Below are 25,030 nucleotides of genomic sequence, written 5' to 3'. Positions count from 1 at the left end.
TTTTTTACAACAACTTTGTATTGTTATGCAATAATCCTGCTATTTGCTTCTTTATTTTTTGGGTTCCAATTTTCTTCAATAAACTCAAATGCTTCATGTGATGCGTATCTGTTCCTACAAAATCATATAAATTCTCTTTAATCAATCGTTGAGCACTTTTTTGAACCCCTTTACCGTACTGTTCTGTTAATGACAATAAATTCAATTGAAACAAACAACCTGCTTTCTTTAATTTATAATAGTTATTAAAATCATCATGATAAAAATTATACCTTTCCGGATGAGCTAATATTGGCTTATAACCTTTTAACTGAATTTCAAATAGTATATCATATAAATTATAAGGAGCACTGAAATATGACATTTCCACCAAAATATAATTATCCTTAATAGTTAAAATGTCATTATCCTTTAACAAACCAACAAAACGTTCATCCATCATATATTCAGCAGCAGCTCTTATATGAATATCTTTCAACCCTCTAGATAAAAGTTCATTCTTTACTTCTTGTAATTTGTCATTGATTAAAGTAGAAGAATTTGGATAAACATCACCTAAAACATGTGGTGTCGTTACAAAGTTTTTAATACCATAAGAATACATTTTAGAAATTAGCTCTACTGTATTCTCCATACTCTTTGCTCCATCATCTATTCCAGGAAGTAAATGCGAATGTATATCTATAAATTTATCCGGAAATAGTTCTTTTAAAGGTATTTCTTTCTTTTTAAAAAAAAGCATATTTAAAATTTAAAAGGAATACAAATTTATGGTTTTTTATTAAAATTAAAGTTAATTCACTAACGAAAACGATTGAGTTTTTATCACCTATTGTAAGTAAAAAAGAGAACGTCTATATTTGGCTCAAATAACGAGTAAAGATGATACTAATTGCAGACGGCGGTTCTACTAAAGCAGATTGGATAGCTATTAATAACCAAAAGGAAGAAGTTTTTAGAGTTCGTACATTAGGATTAAATCCTGCTGTAGTACCCCAAGATGAGTTAAAGAACAGAATTATTAATATGTTTCAATTAATGAACATTAAGGATAGTGTTACTGAAATATATTTTTATGGTGCAGGATGCGGAACTGAAAAGCCTTCAGCAATACTAACTCAATTGCTTCAAAACATATTTACAAACGCTGAAGTTCATGTAGCTGAAGATATGCTTGCTGCAGTATATGCAAGCGCAGGCAAAACACCTTCTATTGTTTGTATACTTGGAACAGGATCTAACAGCTGCTATTTTAATGGTAACTCTATGGAAATGTTAGTTCCATCACTTGGATATATTTTAATGGATGAGGCAAGTGGTAATTACTTCGGGAAAAAACTTATTCGTGATTTCTATTATGAAAAAATGCCTAAAACTATTGCTAAAAAATTCAAAGAAGCTTTTAATTTAGACGCTGATCATATCAAGCACCACTTATATAAAGAAACGAATCCGAACATGTATTTAGCTTCTTTTGCTAAATTTATGTTTGACTACAAAGATGAAAAGTACGTTAAAAAGCTAATTCGCAAAGGTTTTATTGAGTTTTTTAAACACCGTATTTTACCTTATCAAAAAACAAAAGAAACCCCTATATATTTTATCGGATCCATTGCTTTTTATTTTAGAGATATTCTAGAAAAAGTAGCTAACAAGTACGATTTAGAGATTACAGAAGTAATTCAACGACCAATTGACAACTTAGTTAGTTTCCACAAGGAAAACATTAATTAAGATACTCTAAAACCCTTTCTAGCGCCATACCTCTAGAACCTTTTACTAATATTGTGGCATTAGTATATTTTTTAGTCAAAAGTTTTTCTTTTAAACTTTCAAAATTTATAAACTGTTGACTATTCGTTGTGGTATCATAAAAATTTGCTCCTACTACAATCGATTCGTCAAACTCACAAGCATCCATCAAATCAACAATATATTGATGTTCTTTATGACTATTCTCACCTAATTCAAACATATCTCCTAAAATTACCACTTTAAAAGAATCTTTCAATAGTTTAAAGTTTTCTATTGCCGCTTGAACACTCGTTGGATTCGCATTATAGGCGTCTAATATAATTTTATTACTATTCTTTTTGATAATTTGAGATCTATTATTATCAGGAGCATACGATTCTATTGCTTCTTTTATATCATCCATTGCTACGTCAAATTGTACTCCAATAGTAATCGCCACTGCAATATTATTATAGTTGTATTTACCTATAAGGTTACTTTGAATTTGAACCGTGTTATAAGATAACTTCACAAAAGGATTCACTTCTTCGAATCTAATATCTGAGGAAAACAAAATTCGTTTCGCCTTTTCTGTTTTCTGCATTTGAATTTTATCGGAAGGATTAACAAATACTTTTTTATCGTTTACTATCAGAAAATCATACAATTCTGACTTAGCTTCAATAACCCCTTCAACAGATCCAAAACCTTCTAAATGGGCTTTTCCAAAATTAGTTATATAACCAAAATCTGGTTCAGCAATTCCGCTTAATAAAGCTATTTCTTTATGATGATTAGCTCCCATTTCTACTACTCCCACTTCAGTATCCTCTGTCATAGATAATAAAGTTAGTGGAACACCAATATGATTGTTCAAATTTCCTTTAGTAGCGTTTACTTTATATTTTTTTGAGAGAACTACATTAATAAGTTCTTTTGTAGTGGTTTTTCCATTACTCCCAGTTAATGCAATAATTGGACACTTTAATTGTCTTCTATGATAGTTTGCCAATTTCTGTAAAGAAGTTAACACATCTTCCACTAGTATAATATTCCCTTTTCTTTTATACTCTTCTTCATCAACAACAGCATAACTAGCTCCCTTATTTAAAGCTTCTTCAGCAAACTTATTCCCATTAAAGTTAGCTCCTTTCAACGCAAAGAAAATACTACCTTTCCTAATATTTCTTGTATCTGTATCTACTAAACAACTCTTCTTAAATAGCTCGTATAATCCTTCTATATTCATATTGTAAAAATAAATAACCTCATTGAAATTTCAATGAGGTTATTCTATATTATCTTAAATCTTGAACTCTTATCTACGTTGTTTTACATATCTAGGAGTTGCTGTTTTTCTTTCATTCAACATCATTGGTCCCATTTTATCTGTAGCACATCTAAAACCAATAAAGCTTGTTGCCATGTACTCTGGGAAATAACGTCTCTGAGCTGGATCTAACCAATATTCTCTATCTGCCCAAGAACCTCCTTTATACACTCTAGATCTATCACTAATTAACGTAGTTCTATTCTTAGCATCATATTTATAGTTATCAATAACTCTACCTAAAGAATCCTTTTCCGCTTCTGGCTTTACAGGAGCATTATACATTCTTGTTCCTTGGTCTAACTGATCTTTCTCTAAATCATAGAACTTAGAAGAAGCTTGATCTCCATCACCTAAACTAGAGTTATTAGCTAAGTTGTAATTTCTTCTCATGTAAGTATCTTCTCTTGTAATTGGAATATACTTCACACTTCCTGGTAAAGCTTTTGGTACTATTCTACCGTTTTCTAAAGTATCGTATTCTACTTCACCTATTTCATCTCCTACGATTACTACTTTACCATTTTCATCGATTAATTTCTTAGTAAAAATGTTACCTCTAAAATAGTTAAAGTCATTTGCTTCGTTGTCAATAATTGGTCTATATACATCAGAAACCCATTCTGCAACATTACCAGACATATCAAATAAACCAAAAGCATTTGGAGGATAACTCTTAACAGCATTTGGAATATCAGCACCATCACTACTCCATCCAGCAATACCACTATAGTCTCCTTTTCCTTGCTTGAAGTTTGCTAACTGATCTCCTCTTCTTCTCTTATCTCTATCTCTCGTATATTTTCCATCCCAAGAATACTTCTTTCTTCCTCTAATGTTATTATACTCTCTATTTTCAAATAATGCTTTTGCTGCATACTCCCATTCTACTTCGGTTGGTAATCTAAATTTCTGAGATAAAATACCATCTGAAGATGTTACTTGTCTTCCTGAGAATGTTCCTTTTGGAGCTTTTGGTTCTCCTTTTACTTTAGGAACTGGTAACCCTTTTTTATAGATTGTAGAGTCTCCATCAAAAATTGCATATGGATCTGTTAAGTAAGTATCTGTATCAAAATTATCTTTACCGTAAAAACTTAATGAATCTTCTTTAAAGATATTCTTAATAATACCTTTATCCATTAAAATCTTAAGATTTACTGCATTAGTACGCCACTTACAATATTTATTAGCTTGTATCCAGCTAACTCCTACTACAGGATAATCTGCATAAGACGGGTGTCTTAAATAACTTTCAGATAATAAATTTGTATTACCTAAACCTTTTCTCCATACTAAGGTATCTGGTAAAACAGACTCATAAATATTTTTAAATTGAGGTTCTTCAGCAGGGAATACTTTTTTCGTATACTGCATGAATAATCCATATTCTGCATTGGTAACCTCCGTTTCATCCATATAAAATGAACGCACGTGCATTTTTCTAGGGGTAGTATTCCAATCGAACATTACGTCATCCTGAACTAATCCCATTGTAAAAGCTCCACCTTCTATATGTACCATCCCAGGAGGAACATCTTTATTAGGCTTATGACTTCCTTTAATAAAATTACCATAGTTAGGATCATTAAAATTCCAACCTGTTAATGAGGAACTATTACCTCCTCTTCTTCCGCTACTACTCTTACAAGAAGCAAATGCTAAACCTGCAATTACTAATACGCTAACTAATTTTGATGTACTTCTCATGTATCTTTTACTATTTTTAAGGGTGTGGCAATTTACAATATTTATCATAGTTTACAATATAAACTCTCTAAAATATCATTCACCTTACAATTCACATGCAAACTAAAAACGATAGTTTTTTTACTTTAGTATTACGAAACTAATAAAAAGATTAAAATAACTACAAGTAAGTTGCGTTATTTCTTTTAGAAAAGAATTTTATTTAGGGTATTTTTGAACTAAACTGTTACCTATTAGGTATTAGCAAATTTTAAAGGATACTTTGAAATTATAAATTAGATTTATTAATACTGTAATAAAATTATATATTTGCCAAACTAAATTCAACTTTTACATGAGAAAATTAACTTTCATCTTATTATTTGTTGCTTTTGTTACAAAAGCTCAAGATAGAATAACTACAGCAACCCCCTTCTTGTTGGTTAATACCGACGCACGTGCCGGAGGTATGGGAGATGTGGGAGTTGCAACCTCTTCAGACGTTAACTCTATTTTTCACAATCCTGCAAAAATTGCTTTTCACAAAAGCAAAATAGGTATTGGATTAAATTACACACCTTGGTTACGTAATTTAACAGATGATATTTTTGTTGGAGACGTGTCTTATATTAATCGTTTCAAGGAAAATTCTGCTTGGGGTGTTAACATTAAATATTTCTCGTTAGGTCAAATCGATTTAACAGATGCAAATGGAGTATCTACAGGTTCTGATAATCCAAGTGAATTTGCTATTACAGGGGTGTACTCTCTTAAATTAAGCGAAAAATTCTCTATGGGTATTGGGTTAAAGTATATTAACTCAAACTTAGATGTTAACTCTAGCTTAACAGCTGTAAACTCTTTTGGTGTTGATGTATCTGCATACTACCAATCAAGCGAACAAAATTATGGAAGTTTTAATGGACGTTACCGCTTAGGTATTAATATTGCTAATATTGGACCTAAAGTAGAATATACACCTGGTCAAGAAAACTTTATTCCTACAAATGCTAAGTTAGGTGGTGGATTTGACTTTATATTTGATGACAAGAACATCTTAGGATTAAATCTAGAATTTGCTAAGTTACTTGTTCCTTCTAGTAGTAGTAACTCTTCAAGAGGATGGTTCGAAGGAATGTTCACTTCATTAGGAGATAGAAGTTTCAGCGAAGAATTACAAGAAGTTACATGGGCTTTAGGTGCTGAGTACTTATACAACAATGCTTTTGCTTTAAGAACGGGTTATTTCCACGAAAGTTCAGAAAAAGGAAATCGTCAATACTTTACAATGGGTGCTGGTTTTACTGCTAGATCATTTACATTGAACTTATCATATTTAATTAACACTTCTCAAATTAACAACCCATTAGAAAACACTTTACGTTTTTCATTAGGGTTTGATTTAGGAGAAATCTTCGAAGATTATTAGAAATTCGTTTATTTTTAATAAATTCGTACCGAAAATATACAAGCAGTCAAATCGACTGCTTTTTTTGACTAAAATTTTGTCATGAAAAAAATAGACTTTACTGCCTCAGCTACTATATATGATGATGTATCTCAATTATCATCAGAAGATCAGATGTTAATGAATAAAGCTGTGGAAGCTCGACAAAAAGCATATGCACCTTATTCTAAATTCAATGTGGGCGCAGCCCTTCTATTAGATAATGGTGAAGTTATATTAGGAAATAATCAAGAAAATGCAGCTTATCCATCTGGAATGTGTGCTGAAAGAGTAGCTATTTGGAAAGCTGGATCTGAATACCCTGGTATTAAAGTAAAAAAAATTGCCATCACCGCTGCTTCTACTAATTCAAAAGTTGACAAGCCTGTTGGACCCTGTGGAGCATGTAGACAAACATTATCTGAATACGAAATCAACCAAAAAGAACCTATGGAAGTTTTATTTATGGGAGAGGTTGGAAAAATTGTAAAAACTGAATCTTTGTTGTCTTTACTACCATTTTCTTTTGATAGTTCTTACTTATAGAGTTATTGTATTCTTATTTAAGCAACTTATTTTTAAGTTTTCATTAAAAAAGAACACCTCTATTTATTACTCTCATAAAAGTAATTCATTTTTAGTTTTTTACGATTAAAAAGCGTTCATTTGTTACAATCAATTTCCTAAATTAACAAATGGTTTCAGCAAAAATTACAGGTACTGGCTCTTATATTCCTAATATTAAAAAAGAGAATTCGAAATTTAACTCCAATCGATTTTTAAACTCAGATGGTTCTGATTTTGGAAATTCAAATGATGTGATCATCGATAAATTTAAAGATATTACTGGAATAGAAGAACGCAGATATGCCGAAACCAAATACAACGCTTCTGACCTAGGTTATTTTGCTGCTCAAAAAGCCATTGACGATGCTCAAATTAATCCAGAAGATTTAGATTATATAATTCTTGCTCATAATTTCGGAGATGTTAAAAGTGCTGCTATACAAAGTGACATTATACCTAGTTTAGCCACAAGAGTGAAATACAGATTAGGAATTAGCAATCCTAATTGTGTAGCTTATGATATTTTGTTTGGTTGTCCTGGATGGGTAGAAGGTGTTATACAAGCACAAGCTTTTATCAAAGCTGGTATTGCTAAAAAATGTCTCGTTATTGGTGCTGAAACATTATCACGAGTAATAGATAAACATGATAGAGACTCTATGATTTACAGTGATGGTGCTGGGGCTTGTATCGTTGAGGCTTCTAATGAAACAAGTAACGGAATCATAAGTCATGCTTCGCAAACTTTTACAAAAGAAGAAGCCTATTATTTATTCTTCGGAAATTCTTACGATAAAAATGAACACCCAGATGTACGCTATATAAAAATGCACGGGCGTAAAATTTATGAATTTGCACTCACCAATGTGCCCAAAGCCATGAAAGCCGCCGTAGATAAGAGTGGGGTTTCTATTGATGAAGTTAAAAAAGTATTCATTCATCAAGCAAATGAAAAAATGGATGAGGCTATTATCAAACGTTTTTACCGTCTTTATAAAAAACAACCTCCAACAGGTGTTATGCCAATGAGTATTCATAAACTCGGAAACAGCTCTGTAGCAACGGTACCTACTCTTTTAGATTTAGTTCTTAAAAATCAAATTGAAAACCAAGAAGTGCAAAAAGGAGATGTTATTATTTTGGCTTCTGTTGGTGCTGGAATGAATATTAATGCCATTGTTTATCGCTATTAAAAACTTGTAAAAATTCTATTTTTAAATACTAAAAATCTAAATTGTAAGTACTATTTTTGCGCATGCAACAACACAACGTACTTATATTAGATTTCGGATCGCAATACACGCAACTTATTGCGCGACGAGTAAGAGAATTAAACATTTATTGTGAGATACATCCTTACAATAAAATTCCTCAAAATTTAAACAACTTTAAAGCCGTAATTTTATCAGGAAGCCCATCTTCAGTTCGTTCTGAAGAAGCACCTCATCCAGACTTATCAGAAATAAGAGGTAAAAAACCACTATTAGCTGTTTGTTATGGTGCTCAATATTTAGCTCATTTTTCTGGTGGTTTAGTAGCGCCTTCTAACACAAGAGAATATGGAAGAGCTAATCTTTCTTTTGTAAAAGAAAACGAAACCTTTTTTCAAAATATTTCAGAAGGAAGTCAAGTATGGATGAGCCATTCAGATACTATCAAAGAACTACCTACTAATGGTGTTTTATTAGCAAGTACACACGACGTAGTAAATGCAGCTTATAAAATAGAAGGTGAAACTACCTATGCCATTCAATTTCACCCAGAAGTGTATCATTCTACTGACGGAAAACAATTATTAGCCAATTTTTTAGTTAATATAGCAAAGGTTGAACAGAACTGGACACCAGATTCATTTGTAGACGAAACTGTTAAAAACTTAAAGGAACAAATTGGTAATGACAAAGTTGTTTTAGGTTTATCTGGAGGTGTAGACTCTTCTGTAGCAGCAGTATTATTGCACAAAGCTATCGGAAGCAACTTACACTGTATTTTTGTAAATAACGGATTACTTCGTAAAAATGAATTTACCGACGTATTAAAACAATATGAAGGTATGGGACTTAACGTTAAAGGAGTAGATGCTTCGGCACGCTTCTTGAATGAACTTGCTGGATTGAGTGACCCAGAAGCAAAACGTAAAGCAATTGGTAAAGTTTTTATTGACGTTTTTGATGATGAAGCAGCTCAAATAGAAGATGCTAAATGGTTAGCGCAAGGAACTATTTACCCAGATGTTATCGAATCAGTTTCGGTAAATGGAGGTCCTTCAGCAACTATTAAAAGTCATCATAATGTGGGGGGATTACCAGATTTCATGAAGTTAAAAGTAGTGGAGCCTTTACGAATGATTTTTAAAGATGAAGTTCGTCGTGTTGGAAAATCAATGGGTATTGATCAAGAATTATTAGGTCGTCATCCTTTTCCAGGACCAGGTTTAGCTATTAGAATTCTAGGTGACATCACCTCAGAAAAAGTTCGTATTTTGCAAGAAGTTGATGCGATTTTCATCAACGGATTAAAAGAACACGGACTTTATAATAAAGTTTGGCAAGCAGGTGCCATTTTATTACCGGTGAACTCTGTTGGAGTAATGGGTGATGAAAGAACCTACGAAAAAGTAGTTGCATTGCGTGCTGTAGAAAGTACGGATGGTATGACAGCTGATTGGGTAAATTTACCTTATGAGTTTTTACAAAAAATATCAAATAAAATAATAAACAATGTAAAAGGTGTAAACAGAGTTGTATATGATATAAGCTCTAAACCACCAGCAACCATTGAGTGGGAATAACATCTTTTTAAAAGTGTATACATGAAAAAAATAAAGTTATTAGTATTTCTTTTCGGATTGACAATTGCTGTTTCTTGTGGACAACAGAAACGCTATGTTTCTTATAAAGTTCAAAAGGGAGAAACTATTGAAGACATTGCCAATCGTTTGAATATGAGTGAAGATGATTTACTTCGCTTAAATCCAGATGTAAGCGCAACTCCTCCTACAAATACCGTTATTATTATTCCTAACAAAACGATTAATAGTACAAACTCTCCTGTAGAAACAACTTCAGAAGAAGAGATAGTGGAAGGATCTACTCCTACAGAAGAAGAAACTACTGAAGAGGCTACTAAAAACGACGACGTATATACTGTAGTTACTACCGATTACGAAACACATACTGTACAGCAAGGAGAAACGGTATATCGTATTACTAAAGAGTACAATATCTCAAAAGATGAACTATTAAAACTAAATCCAGAATTTCCTGATTTAGTTTTTAATAAACTGTCAGTTGGACAAGTATTAAAAGTAAAGGCCAACACAAGAACTATTGTTGTAGATAAAAATGAAATCTTGAAAAAATATGTTACTCACGAAGTACAAAGTAAAGAGACCATTTTTAGTCTTACTCGTTTTTACAACATTTCAAAAGAGGATTTAATGTATTTAAATCCGGAGTACCCAGAAATCAAAGACAATGTTTTAAAAGTAGGTCAACTAATTAAAATAAGACCAAAAGACGAAGAGACAGAGCAAGTTGAATATAAGTTTTATAGAGACTCTATTACAACAGATGCTTCCGTTAACGTTGCTTTATTGCTTCCTTTTAGAGCAAATGAGTACGATACTATTGCTAATAAAGAAATATTCAAAAGAAACAGACTTGCGAATATGGTTACTGACTTTTATTTAGGAGCAGAAATAGCAATTGACTCTTTAAGTAATCAGGGAATTACTGTTAATACATTAATTTTAGACACTGGTAGAAAAGGAAAAAATATTGAAAGTATTATTACATCTGATCAATTAGACGATATGGATGCAATCATTGGTCCTTTTTATTCAGAAGAAGCCATTGAACTTGCTAGAGAGGTAGACAATCCTATTATTTTCCCTCACTTTTCAAATAGTCAAAAAGACTTTTCATCATCTAAGTTGGTGAAAACCGCTCCAGATAGCAACTTATATACAGAGTATTTACTATCGTATTTAAAAGACAACTACAACAATGAAACTATTTTTGTAATTGGAGATGGGAAAAAAGTATCAAATGCAATGGTAGATAAAATCAGTTATGGATTACGAAGACATGATTCGATCAAAACAGTTCATATACTAAAACCTGAAGAAGGATATATTAAAAAAGACCGTTTTATAGAAAACCTAAAAGACAATAAAAAAGCTTGGTTTATTATGACTTCAGATGACAACGTTGCTGTTGCTGATGCCTTAAACAGTGCTATTGGTTTTCCTGATGACGTAAGCGTTCAAGTTTTTGCAGTGAATAAAAATAAGGGTTATAACAAAATTGACAACAATAAATTAGCCCAAATTCATTTTACTTATGTCACCAATATGTTTGCTGACATCAACTCGAAAGAAGTGAATGTTTTTAATGAAAAATACTTAGAAAAGAACAATTCTCTACCTTCTGAATATGCCGTTAAAGGGTTTGATATTACATACGATATTATTATGCGTTTGGCTTCTGGAGAAAAGTTAAGTAGAACTTTTAAAGATGGTACTTCTTTTAGACTAGAAAATAAGTTTGAATATCGTAAAAAGTCAGGAACTTATTCGAATCAAGGATTGTATTTAGTTAGATACAACAATGATTTAAGTTTAACACGATTGAAATAAGATAGAATCAAAAAATAAAAAAACTCAGCAAATTGCTGAGTTTTTTATTTTACTTCATTTTTTTATTCACGGTATACATTGCATATAACAAACTTATAACAATCTTACTAAGCCAAAATCGCACCCATTGGTTATTTGCAAAATGTACATTATAAACTGTTTCAAAATCACCAGAAAAAATAGCTCCTCCTGTTTTAAAAAATAATGAGAACGCAGCTACAACGAGTAAAAACACCATTCCGATTTTTAAAACATTGATCCAGAAAAATCCTTTTTTAATATTATTCGCTAAACTCATTATTTTAATTTTTCATTATTATGATGACGATCGTGATCTCTTTTTGTTTTAAAATCCAGCTTTTTATCAAAGGCTTCTTGTAGGTTTACACCAGTTTGATTTGCCAAACATAAAACAACAAAAACTACATCCGCCAGTTCTTCTCCTAAATCCTTTTGTTTATCACTTTCCTTTTCACTTTGCTCTCCATATCGGCGTGCAATAATACGTGCTACTTCCCCAACTTCTTCCGTTAATTGAGCCATATTTGTTAGCTCATTAAAATAACGAACTCCGTGATTCTTAATCCAATCGTCAACTTGCTTTTGTGCGTCTTGTATATTCATTGTAATCTATTCTAATTTGGAGTTCAAAGATAAAACTTCCAGCTAATTAATTCGCCAAGGAGGATTTTTTCTATGTTCCCCTGCCTTAAATAAGATTAATTTATTTCCATCAGGGTCCTCCAAACGAGCTTCTCTCCATAACCAAGTTTGATCTTTTGGCAAATGAATAAAATTTACGCCCTTATCTTGTAATTGATTGACAAGTTCATCTAAATTGTCATTTTCAAAATACAATACAATCCCTTCTCCTTTGGGTAATGTTTCTACTTGATGAATAGATAAAGTACTTTGGCCTTCTGGAAGTTCAAATCGAACATATCTAGGACTTGCATCTACAATAAGATGCAAGCCTAGTTTTTTATAAAACTCTACAGATCTATTCACATCTACTGATGGAATTGTAACTTGATTTAAATTCATCCTTTGATTCCTTCTTTTTTAATTAAACTCATTAACAATAATAGAAATACCAAACCTACAATTGATAATATAGCCATAATACTCCATGTACTATTAAAGCCAATCTTATCTACCATTTGCATTCCAGAATTATGTCCGAATATATGCGAAATGGAAAATGCAATACTATAATAAGCCATATACTCTCCCTGTTTTCCCCTCTTTGCTCTATCCATTACAAAAGCATTTGAAAAAGGAAATGCAATCATTTCTCCAATTGTCATAAACAACATCCCAACAATTAGTACACCTACCCAATTAGTTAATAGTAGTACAAAAAAGCTAATTCCAGTTAACAGGAGTCCTATAAATATTAAAAACTCTTTTGAATACTTACTATCCTCTAACCATTTAATTAAGGGCATTTCTAATGCAAAAATGATAAATCCATTCATTCCCATTAACAAACCTATTTCCAACTCTGTTAAATGATGCGTATCCTTATAATACAAAGGCATCGTTGAAAAATATTGTAAGAATATGAATCCAAAAACAAACATACTCACAAAAAATACCCAGAACGCCTTATCAGAAAAGATAGACACCGGGTTTTCTACTTTTACCTCATCTACTATTTTTGCTTTCTTTGGATGCAATACGTTCATCAGTAGAAATGTAGCTAAAATACAAGTGATTCCATCTACCCAAAAGAGTCCATTATAACCTAAAGAGGTAATAATTAATCCTCCAACTGCTGGACCCGCCGAAAAACCAAGATTAATAGCCAAACGTATTAAGGTTACCGACCTTGTTTTATTTTCTGGTTTGCTATAGTTACTCAAAGCAACAAACATTGCTGGTCTAAAAGTATCTGCCACTAACATTACTAAAAAAATACCGATGCAAAAACCAACAAAAGTTGTTACAAATTGTAATGCTATAAATAATAATCCGGTTAAGAATAAGCTTACCTTCATCACTTTATAAAAGCCAATTTTATCTGTTAGCTTTCCTCCAAGCCAAGACCCAATTACCGACCCTAATCCAAAGCAAGTCATAATCCATCCAACATCTTTTAAACTAAAATCTAGGCTTTTTGTTAAGTACAAAGACAAGAAAGGAATCACCATTGTTCCTGCTCTGTTTATTAATGTAATAAGCGCCAACCACCATACCTCTGTTGAGAGGCCTTTAAATGTGTTTAAATAATTTAAATACAGTTTTTTCATAGTTTCTAAGTTTAGTTGTTTTCTTTTTTTATAAAAATAAAAAGTCCGACTATGAAGTCGGACTTTTCGTAATAGTTATATTTTATTTAAAAATAATTATAATACATACATAGCCCGATATCTCCTGTATCTTACAGTAGATTTCCATTGCTTACATGTAGTATAATTTGTCATTTGTCTATTTAATTGAGTGGTAAAACTATAAAAAAAAGAAACAGGTTTTACAAAAAATCAATCCTTAACGTTTATTTCATATTGAATCTAAATAAAAAAACACCTTTATATCAGTATTTTAAATAACGAAACAGCAATACCTTTAATAGGTATTCAAATTCCATTCATCGATACAAAACGACACTTTGACTTTTAGTTGCTGAATTTATTCCTATGCTGTTATATCTTTGAAGTATAAATGAAACATAAAGTAAATCTCGCCAAACAGATAGAGGTCCCTAAAAAGAAACATTTATAAAAAATGTAAATAACAAACCTTGATTAAAGGTCGTCGCAAGAGTAAATTTTTATCAAATCGCTAAACCTACTACATTTCGATTTTATACAAAATTGGTTTACTAGGAGTTGCATCGTTTTCAAAAGGTGCTACCATCAAATTTAAAAAATAAGTTCCATCTACCACATTATTGGGCACATATATGAACTCAGTAATGGTAGCATCAAAACGCAGCACTCCTTGAGTATTCCAAAAAGCATTGTGAGACAACAATTTACCATCGTCTTTTTCTTTATCGACTGAAGGTAGGTCTATAAGCAAGTGTTTTATTCCTTTCTCTTTTAAATACACTGCTGCCTCTTCCAACATGTATGGAGGATTGGTATTAGAATACCTCATCTCTTTTTTATCTAAAAGATTCGGAATTGTACGAATAACAATTGCATCTCTTTTCTTGTTTCCTAAATTATGTTGCAATTGCTTTTTAGAAATTACAAAATCTCCATTTTCCAATTGTTCTGGAGCTATGGTAACTACTTCTGCTAAAAAGAAAAACGTGTTTAAATGCTTATTTATTGAATATACTTCTTCCGTAATATGCCCTACACATTCGGTATGTGTAATATGAGAATGTGGATTAAATGATATATTATTAAAATTCACATCTGCTCCTTCAGCAACACTCCCAACCCAATCTCCTGAAGCTACAGGAACTATTTCAGGGTCATCTAAATACCACGCATTAATATGCTGTTTAGAAGTATCAATGGCTATGGAAATATCTAATGGTTCGGTTAAATCTATAGTGTATTTACGAGAATTATGATGGATAGTTGCTTGCATACCCAAAGGTACTTAAATTATAAACAATTCAGAAGCCAATCCGTCAGCTAAAAATTTTCCTTTTGGAGTTGTTTTTAACTTCTCGATACATTTTTGATTTTCATCAAAATCACTCGAAGTGACAGTTAATAATCCTTCTTGAATAAATCGATTGGCATTTTTAAGTAAGGTTTCTTTGAATTCGGCACCAAACTCTTCAGCAACTTGATTTAAGGACACTCCCCATATGGTTCGTAAACCCGTCATTAAATATTCGTTAAACCGATCTTCTTTGGTTAATTCTTCTACTTCTAAAGGAAGTGTTCCTTCTTTTAAGACTTTTATATACTTAGCATTATTAGCTACGTTCCAACTTCTATGTGTTTTGTTAAAGGAATGTGCAGAAGGACCTATTCCTACGTATTTTTTATTCAACCAATAAGAGGTATTGTGTTTTGAAAAGTAATTAGGCTTTCCAAAATTAGAAATCTCATAATGTACAAATCCGTTTTTTGCTGTTTCTTCCACCAGAATATCAAAATGTTCTTTGGCTACAGTTTCATCTGGCGAAGGTATTTTTCCATTATTTATAAAAGATTCTAAAGCTGTTTTAGGTTCTACCGTTAACGCATAACTCGAAATATGATGAATCCCAAAATCAAAAGCTATTTGTAAGTTTTCCTTCCATCGCTTGTTAGTCATATTCGGAACTCCGTATATCAAATCAATCGTTATATTGTCGAAGTATTGAGTTGCTACTAATAAACAGTTCTTTGCTTCTTCTGCATTGTGCGCACGATTCATTAATTTTAAATCTTCTTCAAAAAAAGATTGAATTCCGATGCTTAATCTATTTATAGGAGTTTTAGATAGTTTAATGAGTTGTTCTTTAGATAAATCATCTGGATTTGCTTCAAGCGTAATTTCCGGGTCTTCTAAAACTGTGTAATTTATTTTTATGATGTTTAGTAAAAACTCTACATCTTCAGCAGCCAATAAGCTCGGAGTTCCTCCTCCAAAATAGATCGTTTCAACAACTTCATCCTTCAATTCATCTTTCCTTAAAATTAACTCGAATTTTATTGCAGAAAGCATCTCATCATACTTCTTCAATGATGTTGAAAAATGAAAATCGCAATAATAGCAAGCTTGCTTGCAAAAAGGTATGTGTATATAAATTCCTGCCATGATTAATTTCTAAGCCAAACGATCAATAAGGACATAAAAAACCCTAGTAAGGTATAGGTACTAAATGATAATAAAAACACAAATATAGTTTTGATTAACACAACAATTTTATTTTTCTGAAAAAAAGAAATCAAAGCATATATCAAGTACATCAAAAAAAGTATCATTGGAACTACTTTGTAATTAGGTCCTTTATACTTTAAATAAAACATCGTTATGGTTCCGAATATGGTATATACACCAATTAGATAAAACGCTATCGCAGTATACTCTGCTAAACTATATTTTTTATAGAAAAAAGCTTTTAAAAACACCCCTAGAGAGAACACAAAAACAAACATGATATTGTTGATATTCTTTACCATGTATTTACCAGCTTTGGCTAAAATATGTCCATCTACTTTAACACCTGCCGTAGTCATGGGATCATAATTTATAAGCGATCTTGTTAGCAAATACACAATCATGGTAAGTACAAAAAAAGATACTGGTTTGTAATAGGTTTTTCGTTTACCTTCTAAAAATGCCCTAAAGAGTTTTCCTGGATTTAAAAAGAGTTCTTTAAATGTTAAGTAAAACGGTGCATCTACAGAGAAGAAAGCATTTGCTAAGTCTTGGAACGTTTCTTTGAAAGAAACTTTATCTATAGCAGTTCTCTGTCCACAATGATTGCAGTAGTTCCCTTCTATTTTCGATTCGCAATTTTTACAAATAGCTTCCATAATGAATTACCCTATCTTTTTAGGATTCTGTTTTACAAAGGCTGCCCAACCAGTATAGTTCTTCCCTCCTATTTTGGTTCCTGAGTTATAATAATGACAAACCGCAGCTGCTAAACCATCTGTAGCATCTAAATTCTTCGGAAGTTCTTTCAGGTTCAATAAAGATTTTAGCATTAAAGCTACTTGCTCTTTACTAGAAGTTCCTTTTCCTGTAATCGCCATTTTTATTTTCTTAGGCGCATATTCGGTTACTGGAATTTGTCTGGATAATCCGGCTGCCATCGCCACTCCCTGTGCACGACCTAACTTCAACATCGATTGTACATTTTTTCCATAAAACGGCGCTTCTAAAGCAATTTCATCTGGATTGTATGTATCAATCAATTCAATGGTTCTTTCAAAAATGATTTTTAACTTTAAATAATGGTCATCGTACTTTTTTAGAAGTAGCTCATTCATTTGAACAAATTCCATCTTCTTTCCGATGATCTTAATAATTCCAAACCCCATAATAGAGGTTCCTGGGTCAATACCTAATATGATTTTTTCTGTCTTCAAATTTTCGTACTTTGTACAAACACAAAACTAATCATTTAAATTGTTTATGGGCGTTTTTGGTTTACGAACATCTAATCCGGCTTTTAATCGATACTTCTGGAAAAAATCAAGGTACTACTCAAAAACCAACATGTCTATTGGAGGTATTTTACTAAAATCTCTTTGTATGCTCAGCTTGGTTGCTTTAACTGCAAGTTATACTTGGCATTTATTTTTTAGTGGTGTGAATACCAAATGGTATACGGCTATTGGTGGATTTGTTGCCATTGCTTGTAGTTTATTTATCTCCTTTAAACATAGTGCTGCTAAATATGTATTACCTGTATATGCTTTGGCTAAAGGCTTTTTCTTAGGGGGCATTAGTGCTATAGCTCATCAACATTTTCCAAACCTACCCTTTCAAGCTATTGGAGTAACCATCATTACTTTTTTTGTAATGCTTAGCTTATATAAATGGCGAATAATTAAGGTTACCAAAGAATTTAGAGCCATTATTATTACGGCAACTGTAAGTATTTTTATGTTCTATTTTATTGGGTGGATTTTATGGTTCTTAAAAATTGACGTTCCTTATTTATGGGGAACTTCGTGGTTTGCCATAGGTTTTAACGTTATTGCAGCTTTCGTGGCTTCGTTTAGCTTACTCTTAGACTTTTATTATATTGACAAACAAGTAGGTCGATGTCCTAAAGAACGTGAATGGCTGGCTACTTGGGGATTATTGATCACCTTAATTTGGTTGTATGTAGAAGTGTTGCGTTTGTTGAAAAAATTAGCTATCCGATTTTAATCATATTCCACAAATATCTGCTCTTGTTCCATTTATTTTCACTCTTATTCATAAATTAATACCTAGCCATTTTTTATTTACTACTTTTCGGTTGTCTAATCATTCAAAAAACATATTATTATGGGAAAAACATTAATACCAAGTACGGCAACTAAAGAAAATACTACTTCTCCTAGCAGTGATTTTCATTTTGGCACTGATGCCAAAGGAAATCAAATACTTGTTGCTAAACCATTAAGTGCTTACATGAACCCTATTGGTTATGACCCCAATAGAATGCCTTATGACTTAACTATTGTAGTTGGTATAGACTCAGGATATACTGGAACACCTAGTTTATATTATGACGATTCGGAATCTGCTTTTATTGTAGAATTTAACTATGAACATACCGAAATACCTTCAAATCTATATAAATGGACCATAAGTGTTCAAAATGGTGATGGAAGAATATTGACAGGTACTAAACATCCATCTGTTCATCTATATGACTCTATTAACACTTCAATCCACATAATGGTTAACGGAGATGGTACCGAAACCTCAAAAGGTACTGAAGTATCTTTTAGTAAACCGCCTGAAGAAGAAATAAAAAATAAATAAAACAAAAAAACGTTCTGATTGAAATCAGAACGTTTTTTTTTTTAATTTGTGAGTAATTTATTAAACCAGATATGCGTCAAAAATTACTTTTATTTTTTTTTTATATATCTACTTTTTGCTTCGTTTACTCCCAAAAAAAAGATAGTCTTCTCTATACAAAAGTACTTGAATATTCAAACCAATTTAAAAGCTCTCCAAATCTAAGAAAAGCTGCAACATTTTTCTCAAAAAAACAGTGGGATTCTACATTAATATATACTGAAAATCAAGTTATAAAATCTTCTAAAAACAAAAAATCCGTTGAATTATATCACTATTTTAAAGGAATAAGTTTAACTAACAAAGGAATTTTTAATGAAGCAGAAAAACATTTGCTTTTGGTCTCAAAAGATTTTAAGTTTTACAATATTAAAGAATTTTATTTAGCTTATATATATATGTCAATATCTGATTATACCAAAGCTATAGAATACTTGATTCCCCTTTCCAAATTACCAGAAGAAAAAGTACTTTACTTTGATAAAAACTCTATTTATAACAATCTTGCTCTGTGTCATTTTTTATTAGATGAATATAACAAAGCTGATTTTTACTTTAAAAAACTTGATAATAACATAAAAGACACATTAAAACTCATTGATAATTCTAATAATATTGCCAATTTATATTATTCAAAATCAAAAGATATCAAAGCTTATAATTATTTCAAGAAAGCTTATAAATTATCAAAGAAATTGAACAACATTCAATTTAATCAAAAAAAAGACTTATTTGATATTAAAAGAAAAACTGCTAAAAATATGGCTGTTTTTGAAGAAAATCGCAAAAATTTTCAAGATGCTTTAAAATATAGAAAAGAAATGGAAATTTGGGTAGACTCAATATATAATAAAGCAAGAATTTATGAATTGGGTCAAAAAGAAAAAGAATTTGCTGTACAGCAAAAACAAAATGAGGTTGATATTTTACAGGTACAAAATGAATTGAAAGAAACCCAACGTAAGATCTTCTTATATTCTGCTATCGGTTTATTAATCCTATTAGGCATTGCTGTTTATTTTTATAGAGAAAAGGTTAAATCAAATAAAATTATTGCTTCTCAAAAAGAGACTTTAGATGAACTCAACACAACCAAAGACAAACTTTTTTCTATTGTAAGTCATGATTTACGTTCTTCCGTAAATGCTTTAAAATCGAGTAACAAAGTACTTATTGATAATTTAGAATCTAAAAACCTAACTGCCCTAGAGAACTTATTACAAAAGAACAGTAGTATTGTAAATGGTGCCTATGGGTTATTAGACAATCTTCTAAATTGGGCTTTACTACAAACCGAACAACAGTATTTTTATATAGACAAACATCGTTTGTTTATTATAGCAGAACACGTTTCATACAATTACCAACCTTTACTACTAGAAAAAGAATTGTCTTTTGAAAATACCGTTTCTAAAAAAGAAGTCATATACGCCGATCAAGAATCTCTTAAAATTGTATTGAGAAATTTGTTAGACAACGCCATTAAATTCTCTAAACCCAACGGAAGTATTAAAATATATTCTAGAAATTCTTCTGAAGATTATTGCGATTTGGTTATTGAAGATACCGGATTAGGAATGAGCGAAGAAACCCGTTTAAAATTATTAGAAGACTCTGTTCTTTTAAATAAAAAAGAGCATGAAGATGTGATTGGAACCGGTTTAGGGTTGCAATTATGTAAATCGATGATAAAAAAGAATCACGGAAAATTTGATATTGAAAGTGAATTAGGAAAAGGTACTAAAATGATTGTATCTTTACCTAAAACACCTCTTAATGGATAATGTAAATATTTTAATAATTGAGGATACCCCTCAAGAAAGCGATCGATTAGTTAAAGTACTAGCAGACAATAACTATACGGTATCTGGGATTGCCCGTAATTTTAAAGATGCTTTGGGGTTATTTTACAAGGTAAAAGTAGATATTGTAATTATTGATATCTTCCTAGATGGAGTACCTGATGGAATTACTTTTGCAGAAACCATTAATACGGTACCAGAAGCTTCGAAACCATTTGTGTTTTTAACCAGTAGTACCGACCGTAAAATATTTGAACGCGCCAAACTTACCCAACCTTTTAGTTTTTTAATGAAGCCTTTTAATGAATTAGAGGTTTTATATGCCATAGAAATGGCTGTGGAGAAGTTTTACGAGCAAGAGGATGTATTTATTACGGAAGAAGAGGATACTGTTATTAGCAATGATTACTTGTTTATTAAAAAAGGGAAATCCTTAAAAAAAGTACTGCTTTCTGACATTATTTATATTGAGGTAGAAGAAAAGTATTGCAATATTATTACCTCTAGTGAGAAGTTTGTTATTTTGATTTCTTTGAAAAAGATTTTACAATTATTAGACAATACCAAATTCTCTAGAACTCACAGAAACTTCATTGTAAACATTGAAAAGATTACCGAGATTGTTCCTACCGACAATTTAATTGTACTACAAGAAAACCATACGGTAACGCTTAGCGAACGTTATAAGGATATCATTAAACGATTCCGTACACTAAAGTAAATTCGTAGCCCCAAATAAAAAGATTACTTCACTCCACTTTGTTCAGTTCGTAATGACCTCAACTGTCAGTTCGAGTAGTTTTTCTGAATGCAATGGAGGAAAAATTGTACCGAGAACTATTTTTGCTTCTTCTCTTCTCGATACTAAATTATAATTCGCCTCGCTTCTTATAATTTCACTCGAAGTGACACCGAAAACTAACTTATCTTTGATAAGATTACTTCACTCCACTTTGTTCCGCTCGTAATAACCTGATCTGTCAGTTCGAGTGGTTTTTCTGAATGCAATGGAAGAAAAATTGTATCGAGAACCATTCTTACTTAATTCGCTTCGCTTCTTACAATTTCACTCAAAGTGACATCGAATAACACAACTACATATTAAATTCTCACAACTCACAACTCACAACTCACAACTCACAACTAATAACTAAACTACCATATTCCAACAATTCCTTTTTTTATGGAAAAGAAATCCGCTCTTATTCCATTTTAATCTTTTCACCTCTTATTCTACTGTAGTTTTACTTCAGAAATAATCGCTAGCATACTTATTTCAACTAACCAACCTTTTGTGGAGCAGTCCCCACTAAAAAAAACGAGGCGGAATCCGAAAAGCCTTACGAGTAGGAACCTTAAAACTATTAACTATGCCAAATACAATTAACATTTTAAGCGTTATTGACGTTGAAACTATTTTAAGCAATAACCTTCAAGGTGGTAACTCACCACAATCAGCAACATCTTTAGGGTCTTACGGAGATTCAGATGCTTATGTATACATGATTACAGCTCAAGGTTTTATTGACTCAGACGAAAGAATTAGAGCAAATTCAGAATTAACTATAGACGCCAGAATAGGAGACACTATTCAATGGGAACTTACTTGTCCTGGCTCTGGTTTACAATTTAACGCAATTATTGCAGGGGTTAACCCAGGAGCGCAACCTAATCCAATTTCTTTAACTCCTCCTGAAGCAGTAATGACAACTAGACACATTTATACTCAGCCAAATCAATATGGGTATCAAATTGTACAACAAAGAGATTATGTTTCTCATGTTATAAATACAGGAATAACACAATACAATGTTGTTTTTCAAATCATGAATAAAGAAGGAACTAGTTTAGGGTTCTATTCTTGGGATCCATTTGTAAAAGTATTAACGAATGAAGAAGATTATAAAGCTGCAAAAGCTGAATCTCTTAAAAAACCTCAATTGGCTTAAAACAACAAAATACTAACCAAACTTTAAAACAAATTTATTATGGCTACAACAGCAAACAAAACAGCACAAACAGTTTATTTCAAAGGAACTATGGGAAAAGTTGCTAATCCTTTATCACCATTATTAAGGTTCTCTCTTTTAATTCATCCAGAAGAAAATACGGTTGATGGAACAGTAAAACTAACTATAAGCAATGGAGATGAGGAAGTTTACTCAGGTCAAGTAACAGGAGTTACTCATGCTTCTGGACTTAATGATGTTGTTAGGTTGATCAGTATTAGAGGAAACTTTCCTCCACAGAACAAATTTAGCGGAATAGTACTTCCTTTTGAAGCTCATATGGCTTTAAATTCAGATTGGAAAGGTTCAGGTGGAATCACTTTTAGAGGTAAAAACTATGAAAACCTTCCTATAAACGGAGATACTTTTAACCTATAAACTCAACTAATTCAATAAGCTCTTTGCTTTATTTCAAAGAGCTTATTTCTCTCAACTAACTTAACTAACCAAACTACTACATACTATGAGCGTTTTAACTATAAAATTTAACAAAGGGGAAGTAACCGAAGAAAACATTTACATCGGTTTTGTTTCTGGAAGTACAGACGATGCGTTTAACATCAGTTATAAAGCTGGAGAATTTGAACCTCTTGAAGTTGATATTAAACCATTAAACACTGAAGCTGGTACTGGAAACTGGTATTCTTATGAAGAATTAAAAGAAGGAGTTCAAGTAACGAACTTTAGTGGAAGAATTTATGTTTGTTACGGACAAGCTTGGAAGGTACAAAATGCCTACTACGAACCTGCGCAAAACATTACCGATCCAAACTTCTTTTTAAGATACGACAAAATGGAACTTACGTTTAATGGAGCTGCTACTGATGTGGCTGATTTAACAAGTATCGATTATTGGAGTATTCCTATGAAGTTAGAAACTTCATTAGATGGTTTAATTCCTGTACAAACAGATTATGGTTTAGAACCTGGCGTTACTTCAAGCCAAGTTTACAACGCTCTAAATGGGTTAACACAGACTCCAAAGTCTGGATTAGCCAATGCAAAACCTGCTTTAGTTCCTGGAGATTTCACACAACATTCAAACCAACCAGGATCTGGATTTGCAAGAATTATTGGTCCATCTTCATACCCTCCAATTGGCGGAGTACCTATTACACCATACCATTTATTTGAGTCGTATTTAACGTATTTAAACGATAATTTCGGAACATCTCCTAAAGCAGGAGCAGTTAGTATTAACGGTTTAGGAAAGGGTACCATTGCAACTATTGCAGGACATTTTAATGGTGTAGGACCTAACGTACCAACATCAGGTCCACAAAGTGCTCAAGATTACAACTTAACAGCTTCTATTGATGATAGTTTAGATATTACCTTAAGTGGAACTGTTGGAGGAAGTACTGTAACTATAGTATATAAAAAAGGTGATTTAATTAATCCTGATGGAATCTATGGTGCCAATGCTATGTTCTCTTTAAACGGAGCTGCTAAACAAAGTCCAGCAAATGATGTATACGGATGGATTACTGGTGATTTATTAGCTGGATTCAATATTGGAGCAATTGGTTCTACAACTTCTATCAGTGGTACAGAAGCTGGAGCTATGAAAAGTAGTGATTGGTTTAGCAAAATACCAAACACAGAACTATTTGGAAATTTACAGAGTAACGATGCCTACTATAATGAGTACGCAGCTACTTTACAAACATTATCGCAAGCATACAACTTTGCGTATTCAGATCGTTTCTCTGCGGTGCAGATTTCTTTAGATCCTGCAAAAGTAAATACACTGGAAGTATCATTTTTTGATGTAGCTACTTTAGCATAATACTTACCAAAAAACAATTCAATAATAACTAAAACAGATTCAAAATGTCAAACAATACAGCAACATCACCAATTAAAGGTGTCAAAAGAATGGGAGGTCTTGAAATCTCATACAGTATCGACACCACAACGAATATCATTACTACTTCATCAAATTTTGATGGATTAGAATTAGGAAATGGAACAATGAACCCTGAAAATCCTCAACAAACTTTATGGAAAAATACAGGGATACAAGAATATAGTGGAGAGCTTACTACCAACTACTTCAATTCTTCAATAGAATGTACATTTGAAATTACCGAGTATGGTCAAGTTGTTTATAAAAACAAAGAAACTGTTGTTAAATGGTAACTATTTATAAACCTAAATAAAACTAATCTTATGAAAACTTTAGACAAAAAAGAAGTCTCTGTTGATTATGAAGTAATCGTATCGGAGCCAAAAACAACAGAAGAATTTGTTGAATTTTTAAGAAACCAAGGTTTTAAAGGAAATGTAGGTGTGAATCCTAATTATCCTCAAAAAGTTTGGTTAGGACCTAACCCAAATATTAAATAGGTTACTATATTCTAAGTGAATATGAGTTTATATAGTATG

General features: G+C 31.8%; 26 protein-coding genes. 15 read left to right on the top strand and 11 right to left on the bottom strand.

Annotation, left to right across the window (positions count from 1 at the left end):
• Positions 1 to 4: 4 nt before the first annotated feature.
• The gene (locus tag ABNT22_RS04200; protein WP_348714387.1) at positions 5 to 742 is read right to left on the bottom strand and encodes a tyrosine-protein phosphatase; all 738 of its coding nucleotides are present in this window, start codon (positions 740 to 742) and stop codon (positions 5 to 7) included.
• A gap of 140 nt (positions 743 to 882) precedes the next feature.
• On the opposite strand from ABNT22_RS04200, the gene ABNT22_RS04195 reads away from it, so the two are divergent.
• Positions 883 to 1,734 carry an N-acetylglucosamine kinase gene (locus ABNT22_RS04195; protein WP_348714385.1) on the top strand — a complete coding sequence of 284 codons (852 nt, stop codon included), beginning with the start codon at positions 883 to 885 and terminating at the stop codon, positions 1,732 to 1,734.
• On the opposite strand, the gene ABNT22_RS04190 is transcribed toward ABNT22_RS04195, so the two are convergent.
• Positions 1,727 to 2,983, bottom strand: a complete 1,257-nt coding sequence (locus tag ABNT22_RS04190) for a UDP-N-acetylmuramoyl-tripeptide--D-alanyl-D-alanine ligase (protein ID WP_348714383.1) — start codon at positions 2,981 to 2,983, stop codon at positions 1,727 to 1,729. The two genes, ABNT22_RS04195 and ABNT22_RS04190, sit on opposite strands and share 8 nt — an antisense overlap.
• Before the next feature lie 69 nt (positions 2,984 to 3,052).
• The gene (gene gldJ, locus ABNT22_RS04185) at positions 3,053 to 4,774 is read right to left on the bottom strand and encodes a gliding motility lipoprotein GldJ (protein ID WP_348714382.1); all 1,722 of its coding nucleotides are present in this window, start codon (positions 4,772 to 4,774) and stop codon (positions 3,053 to 3,055) included.
• A 334-nt stretch (positions 4,775 to 5,108) separates the two neighbouring features.
• Here gldJ and porV point away from each other — a divergent pair, with 334 nt between their 5' ends.
• The 5 genes from porV (at position 5,109) to ABNT22_RS04160 (ending at position 11,406) form a co-directional block, all read left to right on the top strand.
• Positions 5,109 to 6,182 carry a type IX secretion system outer membrane channel protein PorV gene (gene porV / locus ABNT22_RS04180; protein ID WP_348714380.1) on the top strand — a complete coding sequence of 358 codons (1,074 nt, stop codon included), beginning with the start codon at positions 5,109 to 5,111 and terminating at the stop codon, positions 6,180 to 6,182.
• An 81-nt stretch (positions 6,183 to 6,263) separates the two neighbouring features.
• Positions 6,264 to 6,746: a cytidine deaminase gene (cdd, locus tag ABNT22_RS04175; RefSeq protein ID WP_348714378.1), complete on the top strand. Its 483-nt coding sequence runs from the start codon at positions 6,264 to 6,266 to the stop codon at positions 6,744 to 6,746.
• 149 nt (positions 6,747 to 6,895) lie between these two features.
• The gene (locus tag ABNT22_RS04170; RefSeq protein WP_348714376.1) at positions 6,896 to 7,960 is read left to right on the top strand and encodes a 3-oxoacyl-ACP synthase III family protein; all 1,065 of its coding nucleotides are present in this window, start codon (positions 6,896 to 6,898) and stop codon (positions 7,958 to 7,960) included.
• 62 nt (positions 7,961 to 8,022) lie between these two features.
• The gene (guaA, locus tag ABNT22_RS04165) at positions 8,023 to 9,558 is read left to right on the top strand and encodes a glutamine-hydrolyzing GMP synthase (RefSeq protein WP_348714375.1); all 1,536 of its coding nucleotides are present in this window, start codon (positions 8,023 to 8,025) and stop codon (positions 9,556 to 9,558) included.
• A gap of 21 nt (positions 9,559 to 9,579) precedes the next feature.
• Positions 9,580 to 11,406, top strand: a complete 1,827-nt coding sequence (locus ABNT22_RS04160; protein ID WP_348714373.1) for a LysM peptidoglycan-binding domain-containing protein — start codon at positions 9,580 to 9,582, stop codon at positions 11,404 to 11,406.
• A 49-nt stretch (positions 11,407 to 11,455) separates the two neighbouring features.
• Here ABNT22_RS04160 and ABNT22_RS04155 read toward each other — a convergent pair whose 3' ends face one another.
• The 8 genes from ABNT22_RS04155 to ruvC all read right to left on the bottom strand — a co-directional run bounded on the left by ABNT22_RS04155 (position 11,456) and on the right by ruvC (position 17,399).
• Positions 11,456 to 11,704, bottom strand: a complete 249-nt coding sequence (locus ABNT22_RS04155) for a hypothetical protein (RefSeq protein WP_348714371.1) — start codon at positions 11,702 to 11,704, stop codon at positions 11,456 to 11,458.
• The gene (locus ABNT22_RS04150; RefSeq protein ID WP_348709991.1) at positions 11,704 to 12,030 is read right to left on the bottom strand and encodes a nucleotide pyrophosphohydrolase; all 327 of its coding nucleotides are present in this window, start codon (positions 12,028 to 12,030) and stop codon (positions 11,704 to 11,706) included. Before ABNT22_RS04150 ends, ABNT22_RS04155 begins: the two co-directional genes overlap by 1 nt.
• 42 nt (positions 12,031 to 12,072) lie before the next feature.
• Entirely contained in the window at positions 12,073 to 12,450 is a 378-nt protein-coding gene (locus ABNT22_RS04145) for a VOC family protein (RefSeq protein ID WP_348714369.1), read from the bottom strand.
• Positions 12,447 to 13,658, bottom strand: coding sequence for an MFS transporter (locus ABNT22_RS04140; RefSeq protein ID WP_348714367.1), 1,212 nt, complete (start codon positions 13,656 to 13,658; stop codon positions 12,447 to 12,449). Before ABNT22_RS04140 ends, ABNT22_RS04145 begins: the two co-directional genes overlap by 4 nt.
• 541 nt (positions 13,659 to 14,199) lie before the next feature.
• Complete coding sequence (locus ABNT22_RS04135) at positions 14,200 to 14,952, bottom strand: cyclase family protein (RefSeq protein WP_348714365.1); 753 nt, start codon at positions 14,950 to 14,952, stop codon at positions 14,200 to 14,202.
• A gap of 12 nt (positions 14,953 to 14,964) precedes the next feature.
• Positions 14,965 to 16,119: a radical SAM family heme chaperone HemW gene (hemW, locus tag ABNT22_RS04130; RefSeq protein WP_348714363.1), complete on the bottom strand. Its 1,155-nt coding sequence runs from the start codon at positions 16,117 to 16,119 to the stop codon at positions 14,965 to 14,967.
• A gap of 2 nt (positions 16,120 to 16,121) precedes the next feature.
• On the bottom strand, positions 16,122 to 16,841 hold the full coding sequence (locus tag ABNT22_RS04125) for a DUF3667 domain-containing protein (RefSeq protein ID WP_348714361.1): 720 nt from the start codon (positions 16,839 to 16,841) through the stop codon (positions 16,122 to 16,124).
• 6 nt (positions 16,842 to 16,847) lie between these two features.
• On the bottom strand, positions 16,848 to 17,399 hold the full coding sequence (gene ruvC / locus ABNT22_RS04120; protein ID WP_348714360.1) for a crossover junction endodeoxyribonuclease RuvC: 552 nt from the start codon (positions 17,397 to 17,399) through the stop codon (positions 16,848 to 16,850).
• Between the two features lie 46 nt (positions 17,400 to 17,445).
• Between ruvC and ABNT22_RS04115 the strand changes: the two genes are divergently transcribed.
• The 9 genes from ABNT22_RS04115 to ABNT22_RS04075 all read left to right on the top strand — a co-directional run bounded on the left by ABNT22_RS04115 (position 17,446) and on the right by ABNT22_RS04075 (position 24,991).
• A complete protein-coding gene (locus tag ABNT22_RS04115; protein ID WP_348714358.1) occupies positions 17,446 to 18,189 on the top strand; it encodes a Bax inhibitor-1/YccA family protein in 744 nt (247 codons plus the stop codon).
• 120 nt (positions 18,190 to 18,309) lie between these two features.
• Complete coding sequence (locus ABNT22_RS04110) at positions 18,310 to 18,792, top strand: hypothetical protein (RefSeq protein WP_348714357.1); 483 nt, start codon at positions 18,310 to 18,312, stop codon at positions 18,790 to 18,792.
• A gap of 437 nt (positions 18,793 to 19,229) precedes the next feature.
• On the top strand, positions 19,230 to 20,615 hold the full coding sequence (locus tag ABNT22_RS04105; protein WP_348714355.1) for a HAMP domain-containing sensor histidine kinase: 1,386 nt from the start codon (positions 19,230 to 19,232) through the stop codon (positions 20,613 to 20,615).
• Positions 20,608 to 21,354 (top strand): response regulator transcription factor, encoded by a 747-nt coding sequence (locus tag ABNT22_RS04100; protein WP_348714353.1) that lies wholly within the window; start codon positions 20,608 to 20,610, stop codon positions 21,352 to 21,354. Before ABNT22_RS04105 ends, ABNT22_RS04100 begins: the two co-directional genes overlap by 8 nt.
• 649 nt (positions 21,355 to 22,003) lie before the next feature.
• A complete protein-coding gene (locus ABNT22_RS04095) occupies positions 22,004 to 22,582 on the top strand; it encodes an AidA/PixA family protein (RefSeq protein WP_348714352.1) in 579 nt (192 codons plus the stop codon).
• 39 nt (positions 22,583 to 22,621) lie between these two features.
• A complete protein-coding gene (locus tag ABNT22_RS04090) occupies positions 22,622 to 23,020 on the top strand; it encodes a DUF1842 domain-containing protein (protein ID WP_348714351.1) in 399 nt (132 codons plus the stop codon).
• 85 nt (positions 23,021 to 23,105) lie between these two features.
• A complete protein-coding gene (locus ABNT22_RS04085; RefSeq protein ID WP_348714350.1) occupies positions 23,106 to 24,431 on the top strand; it encodes a beta-1,3-glucanase family protein in 1,326 nt (441 codons plus the stop codon).
• Between the two features lie 44 nt (positions 24,432 to 24,475).
• Positions 24,476 to 24,784, top strand: a complete 309-nt coding sequence (locus ABNT22_RS04080; protein WP_348714349.1) for a hypothetical protein — start codon at positions 24,476 to 24,478, stop codon at positions 24,782 to 24,784.
• 30 nt (positions 24,785 to 24,814) lie between these two features.
• Positions 24,815 to 24,991, top strand: coding sequence for a hypothetical protein (locus ABNT22_RS04075; RefSeq protein ID WP_348714348.1), 177 nt, complete (start codon positions 24,815 to 24,817; stop codon positions 24,989 to 24,991).
• The last annotated feature ends 39 nt before the right edge of the window (positions 24,992 to 25,030 follow it).

The sequence above is a fragment of the Tenacibaculum sp. 190130A14a genome, from assembly GCF_964048965.1.
GTDB classification, from domain to species: domain Bacteria; phylum Bacteroidota; class Bacteroidia; order Flavobacteriales; family Flavobacteriaceae; genus Polaribacter; species Polaribacter polynesiense.
The sequence above is the reverse complement of the archived record's forward strand: the minus strand, read 5'-3'. Positions and strand labels throughout refer to the sequence as shown.

Excerpts from the sequence above, each read along its gene's own strand:
- porV (WP_348714380.1), top strand. The coding sequence starts at position 5,109 with ATGAGAAAATTAACTTTCATCTTATTATTTGTTGCTTTTGTTACAAAA.
- ABNT22_RS04140 (WP_348714367.1), bottom strand. The coding sequence starts at position 13,658 with ATGAAAAAACTGTATTTAAATTATTTAAACACATTTAAAGGCCTCTCA.
- ABNT22_RS04115 (WP_348714358.1), top strand. The coding sequence starts at position 17,446 with ATGGGCGTTTTTGGTTTACGAACATCTAATCCGGCTTTTAATCGATAC.
- ABNT22_RS04085 (WP_348714350.1), top strand. The coding sequence starts at position 23,106 with ATGAGCGTTTTAACTATAAAATTTAACAAAGGGGAAGTAACCGAAGAA.
- ABNT22_RS04075 (WP_348714348.1), top strand. The coding sequence starts at position 24,815 with ATGAAAACTTTAGACAAAAAAGAAGTCTCTGTTGATTATGAAGTAATC.
- hemW (WP_348714363.1), bottom strand. The coding sequence starts at position 16,119 with ATGGCAGGAATTTATATACACATACCTTTTTGCAAGCAAGCTTGCTAT.
- gldJ (WP_348714382.1), bottom strand. The coding sequence starts at position 4,774 with ATGAGAAGTACATCAAAATTAGTTAGCGTATTAGTAATTGCAGGTTTA.
- ABNT22_RS04150 (WP_348709991.1), bottom strand. The coding sequence starts at position 12,030 with ATGAATATACAAGACGCACAAAAGCAAGTTGACGATTGGATTAAGAAT.
- ABNT22_RS04095 (WP_348714352.1), top strand. The coding sequence starts at position 22,004 with ATGCCAAATACAATTAACATTTTAAGCGTTATTGACGTTGAAACTATT.
- ABNT22_RS04080 (WP_348714349.1), top strand. The coding sequence starts at position 24,476 with ATGTCAAACAATACAGCAACATCACCAATTAAAGGTGTCAAAAGAATG.
- ABNT22_RS04170 (WP_348714376.1), top strand. The coding sequence starts at position 6,896 with ATGGTTTCAGCAAAAATTACAGGTACTGGCTCTTATATTCCTAATATT.
- ABNT22_RS04100 (WP_348714353.1), top strand. The coding sequence starts at position 20,608 with ATGGATAATGTAAATATTTTAATAATTGAGGATACCCCTCAAGAAAGC.
- ABNT22_RS04145 (WP_348714369.1), bottom strand. The coding sequence starts at position 12,450 with ATGAATTTAAATCAAGTTACAATTCCATCAGTAGATGTGAATAGATCT.
- ABNT22_RS04160 (WP_348714373.1), top strand. The coding sequence starts at position 9,580 with ATGAAAAAAATAAAGTTATTAGTATTTCTTTTCGGATTGACAATTGCT.
- ABNT22_RS04195 (WP_348714385.1), top strand. The coding sequence starts at position 883 with ATGATACTAATTGCAGACGGCGGTTCTACTAAAGCAGATTGGATAGCT.
- ABNT22_RS04155 (WP_348714371.1), bottom strand. The coding sequence starts at position 11,704 with ATGAGTTTAGCGAATAATATTAAAAAAGGATTTTTCTGGATCAATGTT.
- ABNT22_RS04135 (WP_348714365.1), bottom strand. The coding sequence starts at position 14,952 with ATGCAAGCAACTATCCATCATAATTCTCGTAAATACACTATAGATTTA.
- ABNT22_RS04105 (WP_348714355.1), top strand. The coding sequence starts at position 19,230 with ATGTCAATATCTGATTATACCAAAGCTATAGAATACTTGATTCCCCTT.
- ABNT22_RS04125 (WP_348714361.1), bottom strand. The coding sequence starts at position 16,841 with ATGGAAGCTATTTGTAAAAATTGCGAATCGAAAATAGAAGGGAACTAC.
- guaA (WP_348714375.1), top strand. The coding sequence starts at position 8,023 with ATGCAACAACACAACGTACTTATATTAGATTTCGGATCGCAATACACG.
- ABNT22_RS04200 (WP_348714387.1), bottom strand. The coding sequence starts at position 742 with ATGCTTTTTTTTAAAAAGAAAGAAATACCTTTAAAAGAACTATTTCCG.
- ABNT22_RS04110 (WP_348714357.1), top strand. The coding sequence starts at position 18,310 with ATGGGAAAAACATTAATACCAAGTACGGCAACTAAAGAAAATACTACT.
- cdd (WP_348714378.1), top strand. The coding sequence starts at position 6,264 with ATGAAAAAAATAGACTTTACTGCCTCAGCTACTATATATGATGATGTA.
- ABNT22_RS04090 (WP_348714351.1), top strand. The coding sequence starts at position 22,622 with ATGGCTACAACAGCAAACAAAACAGCACAAACAGTTTATTTCAAAGGA.
- ABNT22_RS04190 (WP_348714383.1), bottom strand. The coding sequence starts at position 2,983 with ATGAATATAGAAGGATTATACGAGCTATTTAAGAAGAGTTGTTTAGTA.